The 18,352-nt window shown below is 70.9% G+C and carries 18 protein-coding genes and 1 pseudogene; 4 read left to right on the top strand and 15 right to left on the bottom strand.

All coding sequences use genetic code 11. The features are described 5' to 3' along the window. Positions 1–203, top strand: a pseudogene (locus tag H0X00_RS09815) (HNH endonuclease); the annotation flags it as partial. A gap of 10 nt (positions 204–213) precedes the next feature. Here H0X00_RS09815 and H0X00_RS09810 read toward each other — a convergent pair. Beyond that, complete coding sequence (locus H0X00_RS09810) at positions 214–384, bottom strand: hypothetical protein (RefSeq protein ID WP_293769515.1); 171 nt, start codon at positions 382–384, stop codon at positions 214–216. Positions 385–431: 47 nt separating this feature from the next. Beyond that, the gene (locus H0X00_RS09805; RefSeq protein ID WP_293769514.1) at positions 432–1,577 is read right to left on the bottom strand and encodes an adenosine deaminase; all 1,146 of its coding nucleotides are present in this window, start codon (positions 1,575–1,577) and stop codon (positions 432–434) included. 56 nt (positions 1,578–1,633) lie between these two features. Here H0X00_RS09805 and H0X00_RS09800 point away from each other — a divergent pair, with 56 nt between their 5' ends. Beyond that, positions 1,634–2,383, top strand: a complete 750-nt coding sequence (locus H0X00_RS09800) for an arylamine N-acetyltransferase (protein ID WP_293769513.1) — start codon at positions 1,634–1,636, stop codon at positions 2,381–2,383. A gap of 1 nt (position 2,384) precedes the next feature. Here the strand turns inward: H0X00_RS09800 and H0X00_RS09795 are convergent, their stop codons facing one another. The 3 genes from H0X00_RS09795 to H0X00_RS09785 are packed head-to-tail and all read right to left on the bottom strand — an operon-like array spanning position 2,385 to position 5,250. Then, the gene (locus H0X00_RS09795; protein ID WP_293769512.1) at positions 2,385–3,656 is read right to left on the bottom strand and encodes a thymidine phosphorylase; all 1,272 of its coding nucleotides are present in this window, start codon (positions 3,654–3,656) and stop codon (positions 2,385–2,387) included. Beyond that, positions 3,656–4,042 carry a cytidine deaminase gene (locus H0X00_RS09790; protein WP_367186533.1) on the bottom strand — a complete coding sequence of 129 codons (387 nt, stop codon included), beginning with the start codon at positions 4,040–4,042 and terminating at the stop codon, positions 3,656–3,658. The genes H0X00_RS09795 and H0X00_RS09790 overlap by 1 nt, the downstream gene beginning before the upstream one ends. Positions 4,043–4,074: 32 nt before the next feature. Further along, positions 4,075–5,250, bottom strand: a complete 1,176-nt coding sequence (locus H0X00_RS09785; protein ID WP_293769510.1) for an amidohydrolase — start codon at positions 5,248–5,250, stop codon at positions 4,075–4,077. Between the two features lie 219 nt (positions 5,251–5,469). On the opposite strand from H0X00_RS09785, the gene H0X00_RS09780 reads away from it, so the two are divergent. Continuing rightward, a complete protein-coding gene (locus tag H0X00_RS09780) occupies positions 5,470–6,762 on the top strand; it encodes a D-alanyl-D-alanine carboxypeptidase (RefSeq protein WP_293769509.1) in 1,293 nt (430 codons plus the stop codon). Positions 6,763–6,769: 7 nt separating this feature from the next. Here the strand turns inward: H0X00_RS09780 and H0X00_RS09775 are convergent, their stop codons facing one another. From H0X00_RS09775 to purN, 10 genes are all read right to left on the bottom strand, one after another. Further along, positions 6,770–7,324 (bottom strand): 2'-5' RNA ligase family protein, encoded by a 555-nt coding sequence (locus tag H0X00_RS09775; RefSeq protein ID WP_293769508.1) that lies wholly within the window; start codon positions 7,322–7,324, stop codon positions 6,770–6,772. An 11-nt stretch (positions 7,325–7,335) separates the two neighbouring features. Beyond that, on the bottom strand, positions 7,336–8,361 hold the full coding sequence (gene trpS / locus H0X00_RS09770) for a tryptophan--tRNA ligase (protein ID WP_293769507.1): 1,026 nt from the start codon (positions 8,359–8,361) through the stop codon (positions 7,336–7,338). Positions 8,362–8,366: 5 nt separating this feature from the next. Then, on the bottom strand, positions 8,367–9,686 hold the full coding sequence (locus H0X00_RS09765) for a hemolysin family protein (protein WP_293769506.1): 1,320 nt from the start codon (positions 9,684–9,686) through the stop codon (positions 8,367–8,369). 47 nt (positions 9,687–9,733) lie between these two features. Further along, positions 9,734–10,951 carry an NADP-dependent isocitrate dehydrogenase gene (locus tag H0X00_RS09760; RefSeq protein WP_293769505.1) on the bottom strand — a complete coding sequence of 406 codons (1,218 nt, stop codon included), beginning with the start codon at positions 10,949–10,951 and terminating at the stop codon, positions 9,734–9,736. A gap of 43 nt (positions 10,952–10,994) precedes the next feature. Continuing rightward, positions 10,995–11,951 carry a malate dehydrogenase gene (mdh, locus tag H0X00_RS09755; protein ID WP_293769504.1) on the bottom strand — a complete coding sequence of 319 codons (957 nt, stop codon included), beginning with the start codon at positions 11,949–11,951 and terminating at the stop codon, positions 10,995–10,997. Positions 11,952–12,093: 142 nt separating this feature from the next. Continuing rightward, positions 12,094–12,399 carry a DUF3017 domain-containing protein gene (locus H0X00_RS09750; protein ID WP_293769503.1) on the bottom strand — a complete coding sequence of 102 codons (306 nt, stop codon included), beginning with the start codon at positions 12,397–12,399 and terminating at the stop codon, positions 12,094–12,096. Further along, positions 12,396–13,268, bottom strand: a complete 873-nt coding sequence (locus H0X00_RS09745) for a bifunctional methylenetetrahydrofolate dehydrogenase/methenyltetrahydrofolate cyclohydrolase (protein ID WP_293769502.1) — start codon at positions 13,266–13,268, stop codon at positions 12,396–12,398. Before H0X00_RS09745 ends, H0X00_RS09750 begins: the two co-directional genes overlap by 4 nt. A 20-nt stretch (positions 13,269–13,288) precedes the next feature. Continuing rightward, positions 13,289–14,710, bottom strand: a complete 1,422-nt coding sequence (locus H0X00_RS09740; RefSeq protein ID WP_293769501.1) for a hypothetical protein — start codon at positions 14,708–14,710, stop codon at positions 13,289–13,291. A gap of 222 nt (positions 14,711–14,932) precedes the next feature. Then, on the bottom strand, positions 14,933–16,516 hold the full coding sequence (gene purH / locus H0X00_RS09735) for a bifunctional phosphoribosylaminoimidazolecarboxamide formyltransferase/IMP cyclohydrolase (RefSeq protein ID WP_293769500.1): 1,584 nt from the start codon (positions 16,514–16,516) through the stop codon (positions 14,933–14,935). A gap of 37 nt (positions 16,517–16,553) precedes the next feature. Continuing rightward, positions 16,554–17,177 (bottom strand): phosphoribosylglycinamide formyltransferase, encoded by a 624-nt coding sequence (purN, locus tag H0X00_RS09730; protein WP_367186532.1) that lies wholly within the window; start codon positions 17,175–17,177, stop codon positions 16,554–16,556. Between the two features lie 212 nt (positions 17,178–17,389). Here purN and H0X00_RS09725 point away from each other — a divergent pair, with 212 nt between their 5' ends. Then, positions 17,390–18,211 (top strand): hypothetical protein, encoded by an 822-nt coding sequence (locus H0X00_RS09725; RefSeq protein ID WP_293769498.1) that lies wholly within the window; start codon positions 17,390–17,392, stop codon positions 18,209–18,211. The last annotated feature ends 141 nt before the right edge of the window (positions 18,212–18,352 follow it).

The raw sequence follows: 18,352 nt of genomic DNA, 5'->3' as shown, positions 1-18,352 counted from the left end.
ACAGCAACCTCGGGTGCATCTGCCGCTTCCACCACAAGATCAAGCACATGCCCGGCTGGACCTGCACCCAGGACACCGAAGGCACCTTCACCTGGACCAGCCCCACCGGGGAGATCTTCACCGTCCGCCCGCCACCGGCCAACGGCGAGGAACCACCCGAGTTCGGGGCGCCCGAGGAAGACCCGGAGCCCTGCCCCTTCTGAGCGCCGGTTTCTACCGGTCGTCGTGCTCCGAGCGCCGGCCCGGGATCAGGCGCTTCACGACGCGTCCGGTCATCTCGAACGACATCACCATGACCTCGGTGGCGGCGACCGCGGTGCCGGTGGTGACCCGGGCCGCCTTACGGATCAGATCGCCCCCGGGCATCTTGCGAGGCTCGGCCATCGAGGGCCCTCCGGGGTCGCTGCAGCGTCACCGGGTTCCCGGCGGAGTCAGCCTAGCCCGGCCACCCGGCCCATCGCCGCCTCGGCCTTGAGGGCGGCGAAGCCGGGCTTGATGACGTCGTTGATCAGCATCAGCCGGTCGTCGAACGGAAGGAACGCCGACTTCATCGCGTTCACGGTGAACCACTCGACGTCGCTCAGGCCGTAGCCGAATGTCTCGGCCAGCAACAGGAATTCCTGGGTCAGCGTGGTGCCGCCGAGCAGCCGGTTGTCGGTGTTGACCGTGACCCGGAACGAGAGCTCGCGCAGCAGCCCGATCGGGTGCTCGGCGAGGGAGTCGGCGGCGCCGGTCTGCAGGTTGCTCGACGGGCACATCTCCAAAGGCACGCGCCGATCCCGGACGTAGGAGGCCAACCGGCCGAGCTTCACCGGCTCGCCATCCCGACCGCCAGTTATATCGTCGACGATCCGCACCCCGTGTCCCAGCCGGTCCGCGCCGCACCACTGGATCGCCTGCCAGATCGAGGGCAACCCGAACGCCTCGCCGGCGTGGATCGTGAAGTGGAAGTTCTCCCGCTGCAGGTACTCGAACGCGTCCAGGTGCCGGGTCGGCGGGAAGCCGGCCTCGGCTCCGGCGATGTCGAAGCCGACCACGCCGTGGTCGCGGTGCCGGATCGCCAGCTCGGCGATCTCCTGTGACCTGGCCTGGTGCCGCATCGCGGTCAGCAACGCGCCGACCCTGATCCGGCGCCCGGCCGCGGCCGCGGCCCGCTCGCCGGCGCGGAAGCCGTCGAGGGTCGCTTCCACGACCTCGTCGAGCGAGAGCCCGCCCGCGAGGTGCTGCTCCGGCGCGTAACGGACCTCGGCATAGACCACGCCGTCAGCCGCGAGGTCTTCGGCGCACTCCGCGGCGATCCGGTGCAGCGACTCCGGCGTCTGCATCACCGAGACGGTGTGCCCGAAGGTCTCCAGGTAGCGCTCCAGTGATCCGGAGTTCGCGGCGTCGACGAACCACCGGCCGAGGGCCTCGGGGTCGGAGTGCGGAAGCGCGGCGTAGCCGCAGTCGGAGGCCAGCTCGAGCATCGTGGCGGGGCGCAGCCCGCCGTCCAGGTGGTCGTGCAGAAGGACCTTGGGGGCGCGCCTGACCAAAGAGGCGAGATCGTCGCCCTGGGGCCGCCGTTGAAGTGCTGCCATGGCTCACGCTACGTCCGCGCGCGTCGCGCCGCCCGGCGTTCGAGACAATCCGTGGCATGGCACAAATCGATGTCCCCGGCTACCTGGCCCGGATCGGGGCGAAGGCGGACGACTCCCTCGCCGACCTGCAGCACGCGCACCTGCTGGCGGTGCCGTTCGAGAACCTGAGCGTCCACCTCGACGAGCCCTACTCGCTCGCACCGGCCGACCTGTGCGAGAAGGTCGTGACCCGCCGCCGCGGCGGCTTCTGCTACGAACTCAACGGCCTGTTCGCGGTGCTGCTCACCGAGCTCGGCCACCGGGTCGAACTTCGCTCCGCGCGGCCACGCAACGGCGAGCGCTGGGGCTCGCCGCTGGACCACCTCGCGCTGGTGGTGAACGACGACGTGCTGGTCGACGTCGGCTTCGGCGCGCACAGCACCTATCCGCTACGGCTGGACACCGCCGACGACCAGCCCGACCCGGGCGGAGTGTTCCGCGTGCGGCCGGCGACGCACGGGGAGTTCGAGGTGACCCACGACGGGGAGCCGGCTTACCTGGTCGAGGCGCGCCCCTACGAGCTACGGGACTTCGCGGCAATGTGCTGGTGGCAGTCGCACTCGCCGGACACGCACTTCACCAGGTCCCTGGTCTGCTCCCGGCTCACCGAGTCCGGCCGGGTCACCCTGAGCGGCCGCAAGCTGATTGAGACGGTCGACGGCGCGCGGCAGGAGAGCGACCTCGACGGCGGCGCCGCGGTGCTCGGCGCCTACCGCGACCGATTCGGTATCGCCCTCGACCGCGTGCCGCAGGTCCGGGCGCGCTGAGTCAGCCGCCCACGCGTTCGATCACCAGCGGGAGCTTTTCCCCGGTGCCGCCCCCGATGGTGAACGCTTCCGCAAGGGCCTCGAGCGCACCACCGAATCGGGCCGGATCGTCGGCGTGCAGGACGGCCAGCACGTCGCCCGCATGCACGGTGGCACCGCGTTGTTGACGCAGCGTCACTCCGGCGCCGGCCGAGACCGGGTCCTCCTTGCGGACGCGCCCGGCCCCACACCGCCACGCGGCCAGCCCGACCGCGAAGGCGTCCACCTCGGTCAGGACGCCCGCGGCCGGGGCGAGCACCTCGTGCCGCTCAGCGGCCGCCGGCAGCGCCGCATCGGGATCGCCGCCCTGGGCCTGGACCATCCGCCGCCAGCAGTCCATCGCCCGCCCGTCGGCGAGCACGTCCGCCGGATCGACCGGGAGGCCGACCAGATCGAGCATTTCCCGGGCCAGCGCCAGGGTCAGCTCCACCACGTCGGCCGGGCCGCCGCCCGCCAGCACCTCGACGGCCTCAGCGACCTCGAGGGCGTTGCCGGCGGCCAGCCCGAGCGGGGTGGCCATGTCGGTGAGCAGCGCGGAGGTCCGCACTCCGGAGTCGGTACCGAGGGCGACCATCGTCTCGGCCAATTCCCGGGCATCCGGAAGCGTCTTCATAAAGGCGCCCGACCCGACCTTCACGTCCAGCACCAGCGCCCCGGTGCCCTCGGCGATCTTCTTGCTCATGATGGAGGCGGCGATCAAGGGCACCGACTCCACCGTGCCGGTGACGTCGCGCAGCGCGTACAGCCGTGCGTCGGCCGGTGCGAGGTCCGGACCGGCCGCGGCCACCACGGCCCCTACCGAGCGCAGCTGCGCCTCGAACTGATTCTTCGTCAGATCCGACCGCCAGCCCGGGATCGATTCCAGCTTGTCCAGCGTCCCGCCCGTGTGCCCGAGGCCCCGCCCGGACAGCTGCGGGACGGCCGCCCCGCAGGCCGCGACCAGCGGCGTGAGCACCAGGGTGATCTTGTCCCCCACCCCGCCGGTGGAGTGCTTGTCCACGGTCGGTCGGTCCAGGCCGCTCAACACCGCACGGCGCCCGGAGTCGATCATCGCCGCGGTCCAGCGCGCGATCTCGCGCCGGTCCATGCCGCGCCAGCAGATCGCCATCGCCAGCGCCGCCATCTGCTCCTCGGCGACCTCGCGGCGCACGTAGGAATCGAGCACCCAGTCGATCTGCGCATCGGTCAGCACACCGCCGTCGCGCTTGGCCCGGATGATCGAGACCGCGTCCATCAGGGCAGGTCCGCCGGCCCGAACTCCTCGGGAAGCAACTCGCCGAGGGCTCGCGGGCCGGAGCCGGTGTCGACGAGGCACTGCGTCCCGCCGTGCTCGAGCAGCACCTGCCGGCACCGGCCGCACGGGGTGAGCAGCGCGCCGGCCGTTGACCACACGCTGACCGCGAGCAACCGCGCACGGCCGCCGGCCACCAGCGACGAGACCATCCCGCACTCCGCACACAACGTCAGCCCGTAGGAGGCGTTCTCCACGTTGCACCCGGTCACGGTGCGGCCATCGGCGACGAGACCGGCGGCGCCGACCTGCAGCCCGGAGTACGGCGCGTAGGCCGCGGCCGCAGCCGTACGGGCGGCCGCCCGCAAGGCGTCCCAGTCGATGTTCATGTCGATGTCCATGTCCATGTTCATGCCGATGCTCACGTCGTGCCTCCCGTCGCGAGGGCGACCAGCGTCCGGATTCCCACCTCGACGGCAGCCTCGTCGACGTCGAAGAGCGATTGATGCAGATCCATCGGCGGCGCGCCGGGCGAGCGGGTGCCGAGCCGCGCGAGCGCCCCCGGCACCGCCCGGGTGAACCAGGCGAAGTCCTCCCCGCCCAAGCTGTGCTCGGTCCGGGCGACCGCGTCGGCGCCGAACTCGCCGGCCACGGCCACGCGCAGGGACTCCACCGCCGCCGGGTCGTTCACACAGGGCGGCACGCCGCGGCTCACCTCGACCACTGCATCGACCCGATGCCGGGCCGCCAGGTCGGCGACGATCGCTTCGAAAAGCGCCGGCGCGCGCTCCCAGGTCGCGGCATCCCGGCAGCGGATCGTGCCGGCCAGTTCGCCGGTGGCGGGGATGGCGTTGGGCGCCGAGCCGGCCTGAACCCGGCCCCACACCAGCTTCAGCCCCGAGTCCTCGTCGAAACGCGAGGCAAGCAGCGCCGGCGCCTCGGTCGCGACCACCCCGAGCGCGTGGACGAGGTCCGCCGTCAGTTCCGGCCGCGCGGTGTGGCCACCAGGCCCGTGCAGGCGCACCAGCACGAAGTCGGCGGCGCCGGTGATCGCACCGGCCCGGAGCCCCACCTTGCCCACCTCCAGCCGAGGATCGGCGTGCAACGCGAACGCGCGACCCGCCCCGTCCAGCGCCCCCGCATCGATCGCCGCGCGGGCCCCGGTCATCGTCTCTTCGGCGGGCTGGAAGACCAGCCGGACCGGGGCCGGAAGCGCTCCCGCGGAAGCGAGGTCCGCCAGCACCAGGGCGGCGCCCAACAGCACCGCGGTGTGCAGATCGTGCCCGCAGGCATGGCACACCCCGGGCACAGTCGAGCGGTAGGGCACCTCCTTCGCATCGGGTAGCGGCAGCGCGTCCAGGTCGGCCCGGAGCACGGTCACCGGCGTGTCGCCGGAGCCCTCGCGTCCAGCGATTTCACAGGTCAGGCCGGTGCCGCCGGGCAGCGTCCGCGGGCGCAGCCCGATCGCGGTCAGACGGTCCGCCACCAAGGCGGTCGTGCGGTGCTCCAGGCCGGCCACTTCGGGGTGGGCGTGCAGGTCACGGCGCACTTCGCGCATCTGCTCGACGACGGCGGCGAGGCCGAGGCTCACCGTCATGGGGTGATGGTCCCTTCCGTTCGGATCGGGAGCAGATGCCGGAACTGGCCCGATTCGCGCACCTGGGCCGACGGGGTGAACACAGTGACCTAGATCGTCAAGTAACCGCGCCCGGCCGCATTCAGACCCTACGCTGCTCGGGAACAGGGTCCACGCCCTGCGAGGCCCACTGAACTTTCACCACTGCTGCGCCCATTTGTCAGGTGTCCGGGGGGAACCGTGAAGACCGTCCGCCGTCGTCGCATCGGGCTCGGTGCGGCCGCGCTCGGCTTGGTCCTGCCCGCGATGCTGGCCTCCACCGCCGTCGCCGTCGACCCGCTGCCGACCCCGTCCGCCGGCACCATCGGCGGCCCGTCCGTCACGCCGAGCCCGACCCCTCTTCCGCCGCCCGCCACGAACTCCATCGGCGGTTCGCGGATGACTGAGCGCGGCATCGTCGTCGGCCCGGGCGCACCTGCGGTTCCGGGAACGACGGCCGCATCGTGGGTCGTCGCCGACGCGGACACCGGTCAGGTGCTCGCGGCCAAGAACCCGCACGGCAAGTACCGCCCGGCCAGCACTCTGAAGACTCTGCTCGCGCTGACCATGGCCCCGCGTCTGGACCCGAGCTCCACGATCGTCGCCGATAAGAGCGACGAGAACCAGGAGGGCACCCGGGTCGGCATGATCGCCCCGCAGGCCTACAAGGTCGACGACATCTGGTACGGCCTGCTGCTGCGCTCCGGCAACGACGCGGCCAACGCGCTCGCCCGCGCGGGCGGCGGCACGGTCGAGCGTGGCATCCGGATGATGCAGGCCGAGGCGCAGCGCCTGCAGGCCCTGGACACCACAGTGGTGAACCCCTCCGGCCTCGACGCGGACGGCCAGTTCGCCTCCGCCTACGACCTCGCGCTGTGGGGCCGTGCGGCCCTGCAGCGCCGCGACCTGCGGCACTACGTCTCGCAGCTGCGTTACATGTTCCCGGGCAACCAGACCGCGACCGCGACCAAGCAGAACAGCAAGCCGTTCTGGGTCTACACCGAGAACCGGCTGATCCTGCAGGGCTTCGAGGGCGCGATCGGTGTCAAGACCGGCTACACCACGCTCGCGCAGAACACGCTGATCGCCGCCGCCGAGCGCAACGGGCGCACGATCATCGCCACGCTCATGTACACCCCGTTCGGCCAGATCACCAAGGAAGCCGGCACCCTCCTGAACTGGGGCTTCAACGCTGCCGCGGTGGCCGAACCGGTCGGCGAACTGGTGGAGCCGCTCTCGGCCTCCGTCCTCTCCCCCGAGGACGAGGGCTTCACCTCCGCCGGTTCGAACGAGGCCGAGGTGGCCTCGAACGGCGGAGGCGGCGACAGGGGCTCGGGTACCGACATCGACGCCTCGCCGGTCTCGAGCAACGACTCGCTGCGCTGGTCGGCGGTCGCGGGCTCAGCCCTGGTCGCGCTGCTGGTGCTGCTCGGGGCGGCCAGGTTCCTGGCCAACAAGCGGCGCTACCGCCGCTACGGCGCGTACCGGTTCTGACGCAGCCTCAGCTGAATTCGAACCGGAAGTCCACGGCCGGGCGCCATACCCCGTCCGATCCGTGCTCGTAGAGGCTGAAGCCCCACACCGAGAACCGGGCCTCGTACTGGGCCAGCTTGTCGAACGCGTGGGACAGCGCCTCGTCGGCGATGTCGTGCGCCACCGTCACGTGCGGGTGGTAGACGAACTCCAACTCCCGATGCCCGAGTGGCCCGCTCCGCATCTGCCGCTCCAGGAGCTCGCAGTCGGAGATTCCCTCGGCGAGGGTGACGAAGACGACCGGCGAGGCCGGCCGGAACGTGCCCGTGCCGCGCAGCAGAATGTCGAACGAGGTCGCGGCTGCGGCAATGCCGCGCAGGTGCGTCTCGATCCCCGGCAGAGCATCCACCGGCACCTCGGTCGGCGGCAACAGGGTCACGTGGGTCGGGATGGATCGGGCAAGCGGGTCGCCGAAGTGCTCGCGATGGTTCTGCAGCTCGCTGCCGAACGGCTCCGGGATCGCGATCGCGACGCCGATGGTACGCGTCGAGGCAGCCGTCACACCGGCCATCGGGTCAGTCATGGGATTGGTCATCAGTGCTTGGCCGGCACGAAGCCGAGCCGGTCGTAAACGTTGGCGAGGGTCTCGGCCGCCACGGCGCGGGCCTTGTCCGCACCCTGGGCCAGGATCGCGTCCAGTCCGGCGACGTCGTCGAGGAAGGCGTTCGTCTTCTCGCGGTACGGGGTCACGAAGTCCACCACGGCAGCGGCGACATCCTTCTTCAGGTCGCCGTAACCCCGGCCCTCGTAGGCGGCCACCAGCTCCGGGATCGGGGTGCCGGTCAGCGCCGAGGAGATCGTGAGCAGGTTGGAGATCCCGGCCTTGTTCTCCTCGTCGAAGCGGATCTCGCGTTCGGAGTCGGTGACCGCGCTCTTCAGCTTCTTCTCCGACACCTTGGGCTCATCGAGCAGCTCGATGATGCCGCCCGGCGACGACGAGGATTTGCTCATCTTGGACGTCGGGTCCTGCAGGTCGGTGATCTTCGCGGTGGCCTTGAGGATGTACGGCGCGGGCACGGTGAGGGTCTCGCCGTAGCGGTGGTTGAAGCGCTGCGCGAGGTCGCGGGTGAGCTCGAGATGCTGGCGCTGGTCCTCACCCACCGGCACCTGGTCGGCCGCGTAGAGCAGGATGTCCGCCGCCTGCAGAACCGGGTAGGTGAACAGCCCGACCGTCGAGCGGTCGGTGCCACCCTTGGCCGACTTGTCCTTGAACTGGGTCATGCGGGAGGCCTCGCCCATCCCGGTGAGGCAGTTCATCACCCACGCGAGTTGGGCATGCTCGGGCACCTGGCTCTGCACGAACAGCGTGCACCGCTCCGGCTCGAGGCCGGCCGCCAGCAACTGCGCCACCGAGACCCGGGTGCGCTGCCGGAGCAGCGCCGGGTCGTGTTCGACGGTGATCGCGTGCAGGTCGGCGATGAAGTAGAACGCATCGTGGGTGTCCTGCAGGCCGATCCACTGCCGAACCGCCCCGAGGTAGTTGCCCAGGTGGAACGAATCGGCGGTCGGCTGGATGCCGGAGAGCACCCGTGGCCTCTCGCTTCTGCGGGGAGCGGACATGGCGTTCATTCTTGCAGCCCGTCGCCAACCGATTCTCCGTCGTCCGCCCCGGCCGAACGCGTCACCCGCACCCGGGCCACCCGGCGCCCGTCCAGCGCGCACACCTCGAGGTCGCGCCCCTCCACCGCCACCAGGTCGCCGACCCGGGCGATGTGGCCCAGCCGGGCGACGAGGAAGCCGGCCACGGTCTCGTACGGGCCGTCCTCCAACCTCAGGCCGCTGACCTCGGCGAAGTCCTCGAGGTTGAGCAAGCCGTCGACCTCCAGATCCCCGCCGGGGAGCTCCTGGGTGGGGTCGGGGACCGGGTCGTACTCGTCCTGGATCTCCCCGACCAATTCCTCGACCAGGTCCTCCACCGTGATGATCCCGGCCGTGCCGCCGTACTCGTCGACCACGACCGCCAGGTGCGAGCGGCTCGCCCGCAACGCGCTGAGCACCGGCAGCACGCGGTTGGTGGCCGGGAACGCACTGATCTCGCGGGCCAGATCGCCCACCGTGGTCTGCTGGTCCGACAGCATCGGGTCGAGCAGGTCCCGGATGTTGACGAAGCCGACCACGTCATCGTGCGAGCCGCGCACCACCGGATAGCGGGAGTGCGGGCGGGACAGGACGAAGTCGATCGCGGCGTGCAGCGGCAGGGCGGCGTCGATGAAATCCACCTCGGTGCGCGGCACCATCACCTCGCGCAGGACGACCTCGCCGACCGAGAACACCTCGCCGATCAGCTTGCGTTCGTCCTGCGTGAGCGCGGCGTGCGCGCTCACCATCTCGCGCAGCTCGTCCGAGCTGATCGCCTCGTGTGCGGGCGCCGGCTCCCCCGCTGCCAGGGCGGCGCGACGGCCGGAGGCCAGCGGCAGCAACCAGCGCACCGGGGCGATCAGCACCGCGAACCGGTTCAGTGTGCCGGCCAGCGCCAGCGCGTAGACCTCCGCGCGGTGCGGGGCCAGCCGGAACGGCACCAGCTCGGCCAACGCCAGCGCGACGAAGGCGACGACCAGCACGACCAGCGCGGTCGCGGTGAAGCGGGCCCAGTCGCGCTGCATCCCGGCGTCGACGAGCTCGGGCGAGAGGTCCTCGGCCAACGTCGTCGCGCCGAGCGCCGCCGCCGACACCGCCGAGAGTACGGTGCCGACCCGCACGGTCTGCGAGACCCGCTCCGGACGGGCGGCCAGCACCGCCACCCGCCGGCCGCGGGGGCCGCGTTCGGCCAGCACCCGCAGGTTGTCCTCGCGCAGCGAGAACAGCGCAGCCTGAGCCAGGGTGAGCAGCCCGCCGAAGAGCAGCAGCGCACAGACGCCGGACGCGCCGAGGACCGGTGAATCCATCTACCGGCCTCTCGGCGCGTTCGGGAAGTACGGGGTGTTGGTGACGGTCAGCCTGCGATGTGCTTCTGCAGGTTCTCGTCGATCGAGGCGAGGAACTCCTCGGTGGTCTGGTGCGGCTGATCCGGGCCGACGAGCAGGGCCAGGTCCTTGGTCATCGCCCCGGACTCGACGGTCTGGATGCAGACCTGCTCGAGGGTGTCGGCGAACGCGCTGACCTCGGGGGTGTCGTCCATCCGGCCGCGGGCCTGCAGGCCACGCGTCCAGGCGAAGATCGAGGCGATCGGGTTCGTCGAGGTCGGCTTGCCCTGCTGGTGCATCCGGTAGTGCCGGGTGACCGTGCCGTGCGCGGCCTCGGCCTCGACGGTCTTGCCGTCCGGGGTCATCAGCACCGAGGTCATCAGGCCGAGCGAGCCGAAGCCCTGCGCGACGGTGTCGGACTGCACGTCACCGTCGTAGTTCTTGCAGGCCCAGACGTAGCCGCCCTCCCACTTCATGGCCGCGGCGACCATGTCGTCGATCAGGCGGTGCTCGTAGGTGATTCCCGCTGTCTTGAAGTCAGCCTCGAACTCATCTGCGAAGACCTCGGCGAAAAGGTCCTTGAAGCGGCCGTCGTAGCGCTTCATGATCGTGTTCTTCGTCGACAGGTACACCGGGTAACCGCGGTTGAGGCCGTAGCGCATCGAGGCGCGGGCGAAGTCGCGGATCGAGTCGTCCAGGTTGTACATCGCCATCGCGACGCCGCCACCCGGGAACTCGTACACGTTGTGCTCGATCGGGGCGGAGCCGTCCTTCGGGGTATACGTCAGCGTGAGCGTTCCAGGTCCTGGGACCACCATGTCGGTGGCGCGGTACTGGTCGCCGAAGGCGTGACGGCCGATGACGATCGGCTTGGTCCAGCCCGGTACCAGGCGCGGGATGTTCGAGATGACGATCGGCTCGCGGAAGATGACGCCGCCGAGGATGTTGCGGATCGTGCCGTTCGGAGACTTGTACATCTCCTTGAGGCCGAACTCGGAGACGCGGGCCTCGTCGGGAGTGATCGTCGCGCACTTCACGCCGACGCCGTACTTCTTGATGGCGTTGGCGGAGTCGATGGTGATCTGGTCGCCGGTGGCGTCGCGCGCCTCGATGCCCAGGTCGTAGTACTTCAGGTCGATGTCGAGGTAGGGCAGGATCAGCTGCTCTTTGATGAACGTCCAGATGATGCGCGTCATCTCGTCGCCGTCGAGTTCGACGACCGGGTTCGCGACCTTGATCTTCGCCATACTGTTAGTCCTTCGAGTAATCTGAGGAGTCGTCAGGAAATGATCAGAGGTCGGCGACGTCGCCCTGCTTGGCGCGGACGGCCTCAGCGGCCTCCTTCAGGGCGGCAAGCTCGGTCGCGGTGAGATCGCGCTCGACGACCTTCTTGATGCCGCCGGCGCCGAGCTCGGCCTCGACGCCGAGGTAGACACCCTCGATGCCGTACTCGCCGTCGACCCACGCGCACACCGGCATGACGTCGCCGGAGTCGGTGGCGATGGCCTTGACCATGCGGGCGGCGGCGGCCGACGGGGCGTAGTACGCCGAGCCGGTCTTGAGCAGCGCCACGACCTCGGCGCCACCGTTGCGGGTGCGGACCACGAGGTCCTCGATGTCCTCGGCCGAGAGCAGCTCGTCGAGCGGCTTGCCGTTGACGGTGCAGGCGCTGGGCACCGGGACCATGGTGTCGCCGTGCGAGCCGAGCGTCAGCGTCGTGACCGCGCCGACCTCGACCCCGAGCTTCTCGGCGACGAAGTTGGTGAAGCGCGCGGTGTCGAGCATGCCGGCCTGGCCGATGACCTTCGCCTTGGGCAGGCCGGAGGCGAGCTGGGTCAGGGCGGTCATCTCGTCCAGCGGGTTGGACACGACCACGATCACCGCGTCCGGGGAGTGCTTGACGATGTTCTCCGCGACGCCGCGCACGATCTTGGCGTTGGTCTCGATGAGGTCCATCCGGCTCATGCCGGGCTTGCGGGGCAGGCCCGCGGTGATGACGACGATGTCCGAGCCGGCGGTCCTCTCATAACCCTCGCCGTCGGCGGTGGTGGTCGCGCCGGTCAGCTTGGTCTCGAAGCCCTCGATCGGGCGGGACTGGTTCATGTCGAGGGCGAGACCCTCGCCCTTGCCCTCGAGGATGTCGGTGAGCACGACCTCATCGAAGATGTCGTACTCGGCCAGTCGGAGCGCGGTGGTCGATCCGTAGAAGCCCGCTCCGACGACGGTGACCTTGCCCTTGCGCGCCATGACCAGACTCCTCACAAACGGGGGACCGCACCCACCTCTGATGGGCGCCGAATCTCTTGGCATCAAGAGATTATTACGGGCAAACCTTAGCCCGTTCGGACCACTACCCAGGAATCGGGGGCGGGTCAGGTGTAAGGACAGTTCAGGAGGGGGGCGGGACCACGAGGGCCGCCAGCAGCACGCCGAGACCCAGCGCGGTGAGCGTGATCACGTCCACCAGCCGCCCGCGGACCACGAGGAGGCCCGCCGACTCCGACGGCAACAGCGCGCGCAGCCCGGCGGCGAGCACCAGCCCGCCGGCGAACAGCACGGTCCCCCGGCGGAAATGCTCGGAGAGCACGACCAGGACCCCGGCCGTGCAGACCGCCAACACGGTCACCAGCGGCCACTCCGCCGCCACGACCCGGGAGATGACCGGACGGGGCGGACGGCGCGGCGGTGTGCTCACGCCCCGGCAGCGGCGCGCTGTGCGACGGAGCGTTCCGCTGCGAGAACCACGTTGTCGACCAGCATCGCCCGCGTCATCGGGCCCACCCCGCCGGGCATCGGCGCCAGCCACCCGGCCACCTCGGCCGCGGCCGGGTCGACGTCGCCGACCAGCTTGCCGTCCTCGCCGCGGGAGGTCCCGACGTCGAGCACGATCGCGCCGGGCTTGAGCATGTCGGCGGTGACCAGCCCGCGGACGCCGGCGGCGGCGACCACGATGTCGGCCCGGCGCACGTGCGCGGCCAGGTCCTGGGTGCCGGTGTGGCACAAGGTCACGGTGGCGTTCTCCGAGCGCCGTGTGAGCAGCAGCCCGAGGGGACGACCCACGGTCACGCCGCGGCCGATCACGGTGACCTCGGCGCCGGCCAGCTTGATGTCGTAGCGGGTGAGCAGTTCGACGATGCCGCGCGGCGTGCAGGGCAGCGGCGCGTCATCACCGAGGACCAGCTTGCCCAGGTTCACCGGGTGCAGGCCGTCGGCGTCCTTGGCGGGGTCGACCAGGCCGAGCACGCGGTTGGCGTCCAGGCCCTTCGGCAATGGCAGTTGGACGATGAAGCCGGTGCAGGCAGGGTCCGCATTCAGCTCGGCCACGGCCTGCTCGACCTCGGCCTGGGTCGCGGTCGCGGGCAGATCGCGCCGGATGCTCGCGATCCCGATCTCCGCGCAGTCCCGGTGCTTGCCCGCGACGTAGGAGTGACTGCCCGGGTCGTCGCCGACCAGGATCGTGCCGAGCCCGGGCGTGATGCTCTGGGCCTTGAGCACGGCCACGCGCTGCGTCAGTTCGGCCCGAATAGCGGCCGCGGTCGCCTTACCGTCGAGGATCTTCGCCACGCGTCGATCCTATGCGGCACTCAGGACGCGTTGCCGTCCTCGTCATTGAGGGTCAGCACACCGAACGGGCTGGGCGCGTCGTAGCGGACCTCCAGGGCGTTCGCCCCGTCGACCGGGTGCACCTCGGCGCCGGCCGGGCGGTAGATCCCGGTCTGGCCAGCCAGCACGGCCTTGACCGCCGCGGCGCGGTCCGAGCCCTCCTTGACCGCCTTGCCGTCGATCTCGGAGATCGCGACCGAGCGGCGCAGGATGCCCGCCACCGCCTCGCCCGGCTGGGCCGGGAAGGACGCGATGGTGATCTTGTGCTGGAGGGCCACGGCGACGACGCCGATGAGCACCCGGGCGTCGACCTCACCGTTCTGCACCTGCGCCTTGGCGAGGTCGGAGAGCTCGACCCGACCGGAGGCGATCAGCGATTTGCCGGTGGCGACCAGCGCGGCGTGGTCGGCCTCGAGGTCCTTGGCGACCTTGGCCGGCGAGCCGGGCAGCACCTGGCGGACCTGGGTCCAGCCGCCGTCGGTGGTGAACACCGCGGCCGGCCGGGACCGCTCGAAGAGCGTGTGCACCGACGCCGGCAGCCCGCTGCCGACCTCCTGCCCGGGAGCGCCCGAGAGCACCAGGTAGCTGCAGCAGTTCTTGCCCAGGTCGAGGTCGGCGGCCGAGGAGTCCGGGTAGGTGGTCAGCGTGTCGGAGTCCTGGCCGTTCTGGATCAGGCCGTCCGCCATCGAAGACGGAATCAGCACGCTGCCGGCACCGGCCAGGTTGTTCAGCACCCAAGCGCCCGCCTCCGCGGTCGGCGGGTTGGCCTCGGTCGTATTACCAAGGAAGCCGAGGCCGCCCGCGGCGAAGATGCCGACGGTGGCGCCCACGGCGACGATCGCGGCGGCCTGGGTCAGGCCGACCCAGCGGCGCCGGGAACGCGGCGCCGGCTCGTCAGTGGTCTCGTCCGACTGCGGCGCGGCAGCGTCGGTGCGCTGTGCCGGGACCAGCGGTGCCGGTCCGGTCACGGTCAACTGGTCGGCGTCGGCGTCAGCGGGGTCCATGACGACGTTGCCGGAGCCGTCGACCACGGCCGGGGCGGCGATCACGACGCGGTCCGCGGGCACCGGCTTGCGGCGCTTGCGCGGCGCGGGCACGGTCCGGGCGAAGTCGGGAACGACCACGGGCTCCGGAGTCACGTCCTCGGCGCTCTCGAGCGCTTCGTCCTCCAGGACGTCGACCGCGACGGGCACGGGCTTGAACCGGGCGGACAGCGTCTCACCGGCCGGCGGCTCGTTCGCGGCGGCGCGCGCGGCCTTGGCCTGCTCGGCCATCCACGGCGGCAGGACAGCCTGCGGCCCGGTGGCCGGGCCCTCGATGTCCGGACCGAAGTCGAACAGCCCCGGCCCGCGCACCTCACTGCCCGTGACGGAATCGCGCTGGTTGTCGCGCTCGCTGCTCACTCGTTCCTCCCCCGCCAAAGGTCCCCACCCGGCGTCCTATTCGCATACAAACGCCCTGGTAGCCGGACTGCAAGACCGTCATGCCCGAATGGAACGAACGGAGGATGCAGGTCGAGCGGTTCGTCCTAGTTGCGGGGACAAAACGGACGACCCCGGAGGCCACATTCGGCCGTCCGGGGTCGCTCGGCCGCCCGAGGGCGGGTGGTAACTCGGTGTGATGAATCAGTGTGCGAAGTGACGGGTGCCGGTCAGGTACATCGTGATCCCGGCGGCCTTCGCCGCGGCGATGACCTCCTCGTCCCGTACCGACCCGCCGGGCTGCACGACGGCCGAGACGCCGGCGTCGATCAGCACCTGCAGCCCGTCCGGGAAGGGGAAGAAGGCGTCCGAGGCCGCGACCGCGCCGGTCGCGCGCTCGCCGGCCCGGGCCACCGAGAGCCGGGCCGAGTCCACGCGATTCACCTGGCCCATGCCGACCCCGACGGTGGCGCCGCCCTTGGCCAGCAGGATCGCGTTGGACTTCACCGAGCGGATCGCCCGCCAGGCGAAGGTCAGGTCGATCAGCAGCTCCGTCGAAGCCGGCTCGCCGCAGGCCAGGGTCCAGTTCGCCGGGTCGTCGCCAGGGGCGTCCAGCTTGTCGGCGGTCTGCAGCAGCACGCCGCCGGAGATCGGCCGGAACTCCACGCCCCGCCCGGGCTGGATCGGAGCGGAGCGGAGCAGGCGCAGGTTCTTCTTCGCGCGCAGGACCTCCAGCGCGGCCGGCTCGAAGTCCGGCGCGCACATCACCTCGGTGAAGACCTCGGCCACCTGCTCGGCCATCGCCGCGGTCACCGTCCGGTTGGTGGCGATCACCCCGCCGAAGGCCGAGACCGGGTCGCACTCGTGGGCCTTGCGGTGCGCCTCGGCGATGTCCGCCCCGATCGCGATGCCGCACGGGTTGGCGTGCTTGATGATCGCCACGCAGGGCTCGGCGAAGTCGTAGGCGGCCCGGCGCGCGGCGTCGGTGTCGACGTAGTTGTTGTAGGACATCTCCTTGCCGTGCAACTGCTCGGCCGCCGCCAGGCCGTCCGCACCGGAGACGTACAACGCCGCCTGCTGGTGCGGGTTCTCGCCGTAGCGCAGAACGGCGGAGCGGTTCCAGGTCGCGCCGACCCAGTTCGGCCAGGGCAACGTCGGGTCGGCCGGGTAGGTCGAGCCCAGCCAGGAGGCGACGGCAACGTCGTACTCGGCGGTGTGCTGGAAGGCCGCCACCGCGAGCAGCCGGCGGGCGTCGAGGCTGAAGCCGCCCTCGTCGACCGCGGCGAGCACGTCCGGGTAGCGGGCCGGGTCCACGACCACGGCCACGCTCGGGTGGTTCTTCGCCGCGGCCCGGACCATCGAGGGCCCGCCGATGTCGATCTGCTCGACGCACTCGTCCGGGGTGGCGCCGGAGGCGACGGTGGCCTTGAACGGGTAGAGGTTGACCACGACCAGCTCGAACGGCTCGACCCCGAGCGCACCGAGCTGCGCAGCGTGGTCCTCCAGCCGCAGGTCGGCCAGGATCCCGGCGTGCACCTTCGGGTGCAGCGTTTTCACCCGCCCGTCGAGGCACTCCGGGAAACCGGTGAGGTCCTCGACCTTGGTCACCGGCACGCCGGCGTCGGCGATCCGCGCCGCCGTCGAGCCGGTCGACACCAGGGCCACTCCGGCGGCGTGCAGGCCCTGGGCCAGCTCGGCCAGGCCGGTCTTGTCGTAGACGCTGATCAGCGCCCGGCGTACCGGCCGCCGTCCGTCACCACTACTCGACACCGTCTGACCCTCCGTCATGTTTTGAGATTGGTTGAGATCGGCACTGCACTGGCCGTCAGTTGTCTGTCTTCGGGCCGCCGATGCGGACTGCGCGGTTCTCCACCCGGAACCCCTCGCGCGAGATCCGGCCGACCACCTCGGTCAGCAGATCCCGCTCGACGGTCTTGATGCGTTCGTGCAGCGAGTCCTCGTCGTCGTCGTCACGGACCTCGACCGCGGCCTGCGCCACGATCGGGCCGGTGTCGACCCCGGCGTCGACCAGGTGGACCGTGCACCCGGTGACGCGCACACCGTAGGCCAACGCGTCCCGGACCCCGTGCGCACCCGGAAAGGCCGGCAGCAGCGCGGGATGGGTGTTCAGGCAGCGGTCGCCGAAGCTGGACAGGAACGCCGCTCCGAGGATCTTCATGAAGCCCGCCGACACCACCAGGTCCGGAGCGTGCGCAGCGACCGCCGCGGTCAGCACGATGTCCCAGTCCCTCCGGGTCGGATAGTCGCCGACCCGGCACACGAACGTCGGAACGCCGGCCTTCTCGGCCCGGCGCAGTCCTTCGATGTCGGAGCGGTCCGCCCCCGCCGCGACCACGGTCGCGCCGTAGCCGGGATCGGCGCACGCGTCGAGCAGCGCCTGCAGGTTGGTGCCCGATCCGCTGACCAGGACGACGAGGCGTGCGCCCAACTCTCCCACCTGCGCGCTTGCTCCCGTCTGGGCCGCGAACTCCACGTTCCGGACGTCGGTCACGATATCCACCCTCCACGGGAGGAATTCATCTCCATGGCAAAGCGCCGGACGTAGCCCCGGGCGCAGGCGCAAACTGACGCCTCAGGCGCATTGCGGCCCCTCCGGTTGCGTCTGGGCATACGCAGTGGTGGCGGCGAGAGGACCCTCAGATGTACGAGCGCGGTTCCGACCAGTGGCACGACCTCTCCTACGGTTCGGGCGCCTCCTACCCGAGCGGCGCGTACACCGCTAACTACAACGGGTCGCCGAACGGGTCGCCGAACGGCTCCCCGAACGGCTCCCCGAACGGGTCGAGCAACGGGTCGAGCAACGGGTCCGGACCCGACCACGTCTGGTACCGCTCCCCCTCCAGCGAGGACGCCACCGCGCAGGTTCCGGCCTACCAACCGCCCGCCCCGGCCCACCAGGCACCGGCCCCGGCCTTCCCGCTCGCCCAGACCCAGCCGCCCGCCCCGGCGTACTCGGCCTACGAGTCCACGTCCTACGAGGCGGCGTATGCGCCGGCGGCCACGCAGTCCTTCCCGGCCGTCCCGGCAGTTCCGGCCGCGGGCGGCACTGACGTCACCACCTACGACCCGGCCACCGGCCTGCCGATGGCGGGCGACGCGGTCGTGTACCCGATGCGCAACGTCGCCGGCCGGATGTCGATGATCCTCGGCGTCTTCGCGATCCTGTTCACCAGCGTGCTGTTCCCCCTGTTCCCGTTGGCGTTCTTCTTCGCCTTCGGCGCGATCATGCTCGGCCGGCGCGGTCGGCTGCGCGCACGCTTCGGCTTCGCCAGCAACCCTGGCAGTGCCGGCGGCGGATTCGCGCTCGGGGTGATCGCCATGGTGCTCGCGGTCATCTGGACCGCGGCCGCGGCCTGGCTGTTCACCAGTTACTCCGCGACCGACCTGCAGAACTGCATCAAGGACACGCGCAACGGCCCCGAGGCGATCCGCTGCATCGCCGACGTGGTCGACGCTGCCTAGTCTGCCTACTCGATCTAGCTGATATGGGGCTGTCTGCTGTCAAGTGGCCGTACGAATCCGGCCGCCGGCGGGAGGGCGGTCGTTGGCTCGAGCTGTGGGACCGGTGGGAGACCGGTTCGGGATTCGCCGAGTAGCGCGGTC

Source organism: Sporichthya sp. (assembly GCF_013815995.1).
Lineage (GTDB): Bacteria > Actinomycetota > Actinomycetes > Sporichthyales > Sporichthyaceae > Sporichthya.
This window is presented reverse-complemented; position numbering and strand designations above follow the sequence as displayed.

Bases quoted from the DNA above. Each gene is read 5' to 3' on its own strand.
- H0X00_RS09810 (WP_293769515.1), bottom strand. From the start codon at position 384: ATGGCCGAGCCTCGCAAGATGCCCGGGGGCGATCTGATCCGTAAGGCG.
- H0X00_RS09805 (WP_293769514.1), bottom strand. From the start codon at position 1,577: ATGGCAGCACTTCAACGGCGGCCCCAGGGCGACGATCTCGCCTCTTTG.
- H0X00_RS09800 (WP_293769513.1), top strand. From the start codon at position 1,634: ATGGCACAAATCGATGTCCCCGGCTACCTGGCCCGGATCGGGGCGAAG.
- H0X00_RS09795 (WP_293769512.1), bottom strand. From the start codon at position 3,656: ATGGACGCGGTCTCGATCATCCGGGCCAAGCGCGACGGCGGTGTGCTG.
- H0X00_RS09790 (WP_367186533.1), bottom strand. From the start codon at position 4,042: ATGAACATCGACTGGGACGCCTTGCGGGCGGCCGCCCGTACGGCTGCG.
- H0X00_RS09785 (WP_293769510.1), bottom strand. From the start codon at position 5,250: ATGACGGTGAGCCTCGGCCTCGCCGCCGTCGTCGAGCAGATGCGCGAA.
- H0X00_RS09775 (WP_293769508.1), bottom strand. From the start codon at position 7,324: ATGACTGACCCGATGGCCGGTGTGACGGCTGCCTCGACGCGTACCATC.
- trpS (WP_293769507.1), bottom strand. From the start codon at position 8,361: ATGTCCGCTCCCCGCAGAAGCGAGAGGCCACGGGTGCTCTCCGGCATC.
- H0X00_RS09765 (WP_293769506.1), bottom strand. From the start codon at position 9,686: ATGGATTCACCGGTCCTCGGCGCGTCCGGCGTCTGTGCGCTGCTGCTC.
- H0X00_RS09760 (WP_293769505.1), bottom strand. From the start codon at position 10,951: ATGGCGAAGATCAAGGTCGCGAACCCGGTCGTCGAACTCGACGGCGAC.
- mdh (WP_293769504.1), bottom strand. From the start codon at position 11,951: ATGGCGCGCAAGGGCAAGGTCACCGTCGTCGGAGCGGGCTTCTACGGA.
- purH (WP_293769500.1), bottom strand. From the start codon at position 16,516: ATGACGGAGGGTCAGACGGTGTCGAGTAGTGGTGACGGACGGCGGCCG.
- H0X00_RS09725 (WP_293769498.1), top strand. From the start codon at position 17,390: ATGTACGAGCGCGGTTCCGACCAGTGGCACGACCTCTCCTACGGTTCG.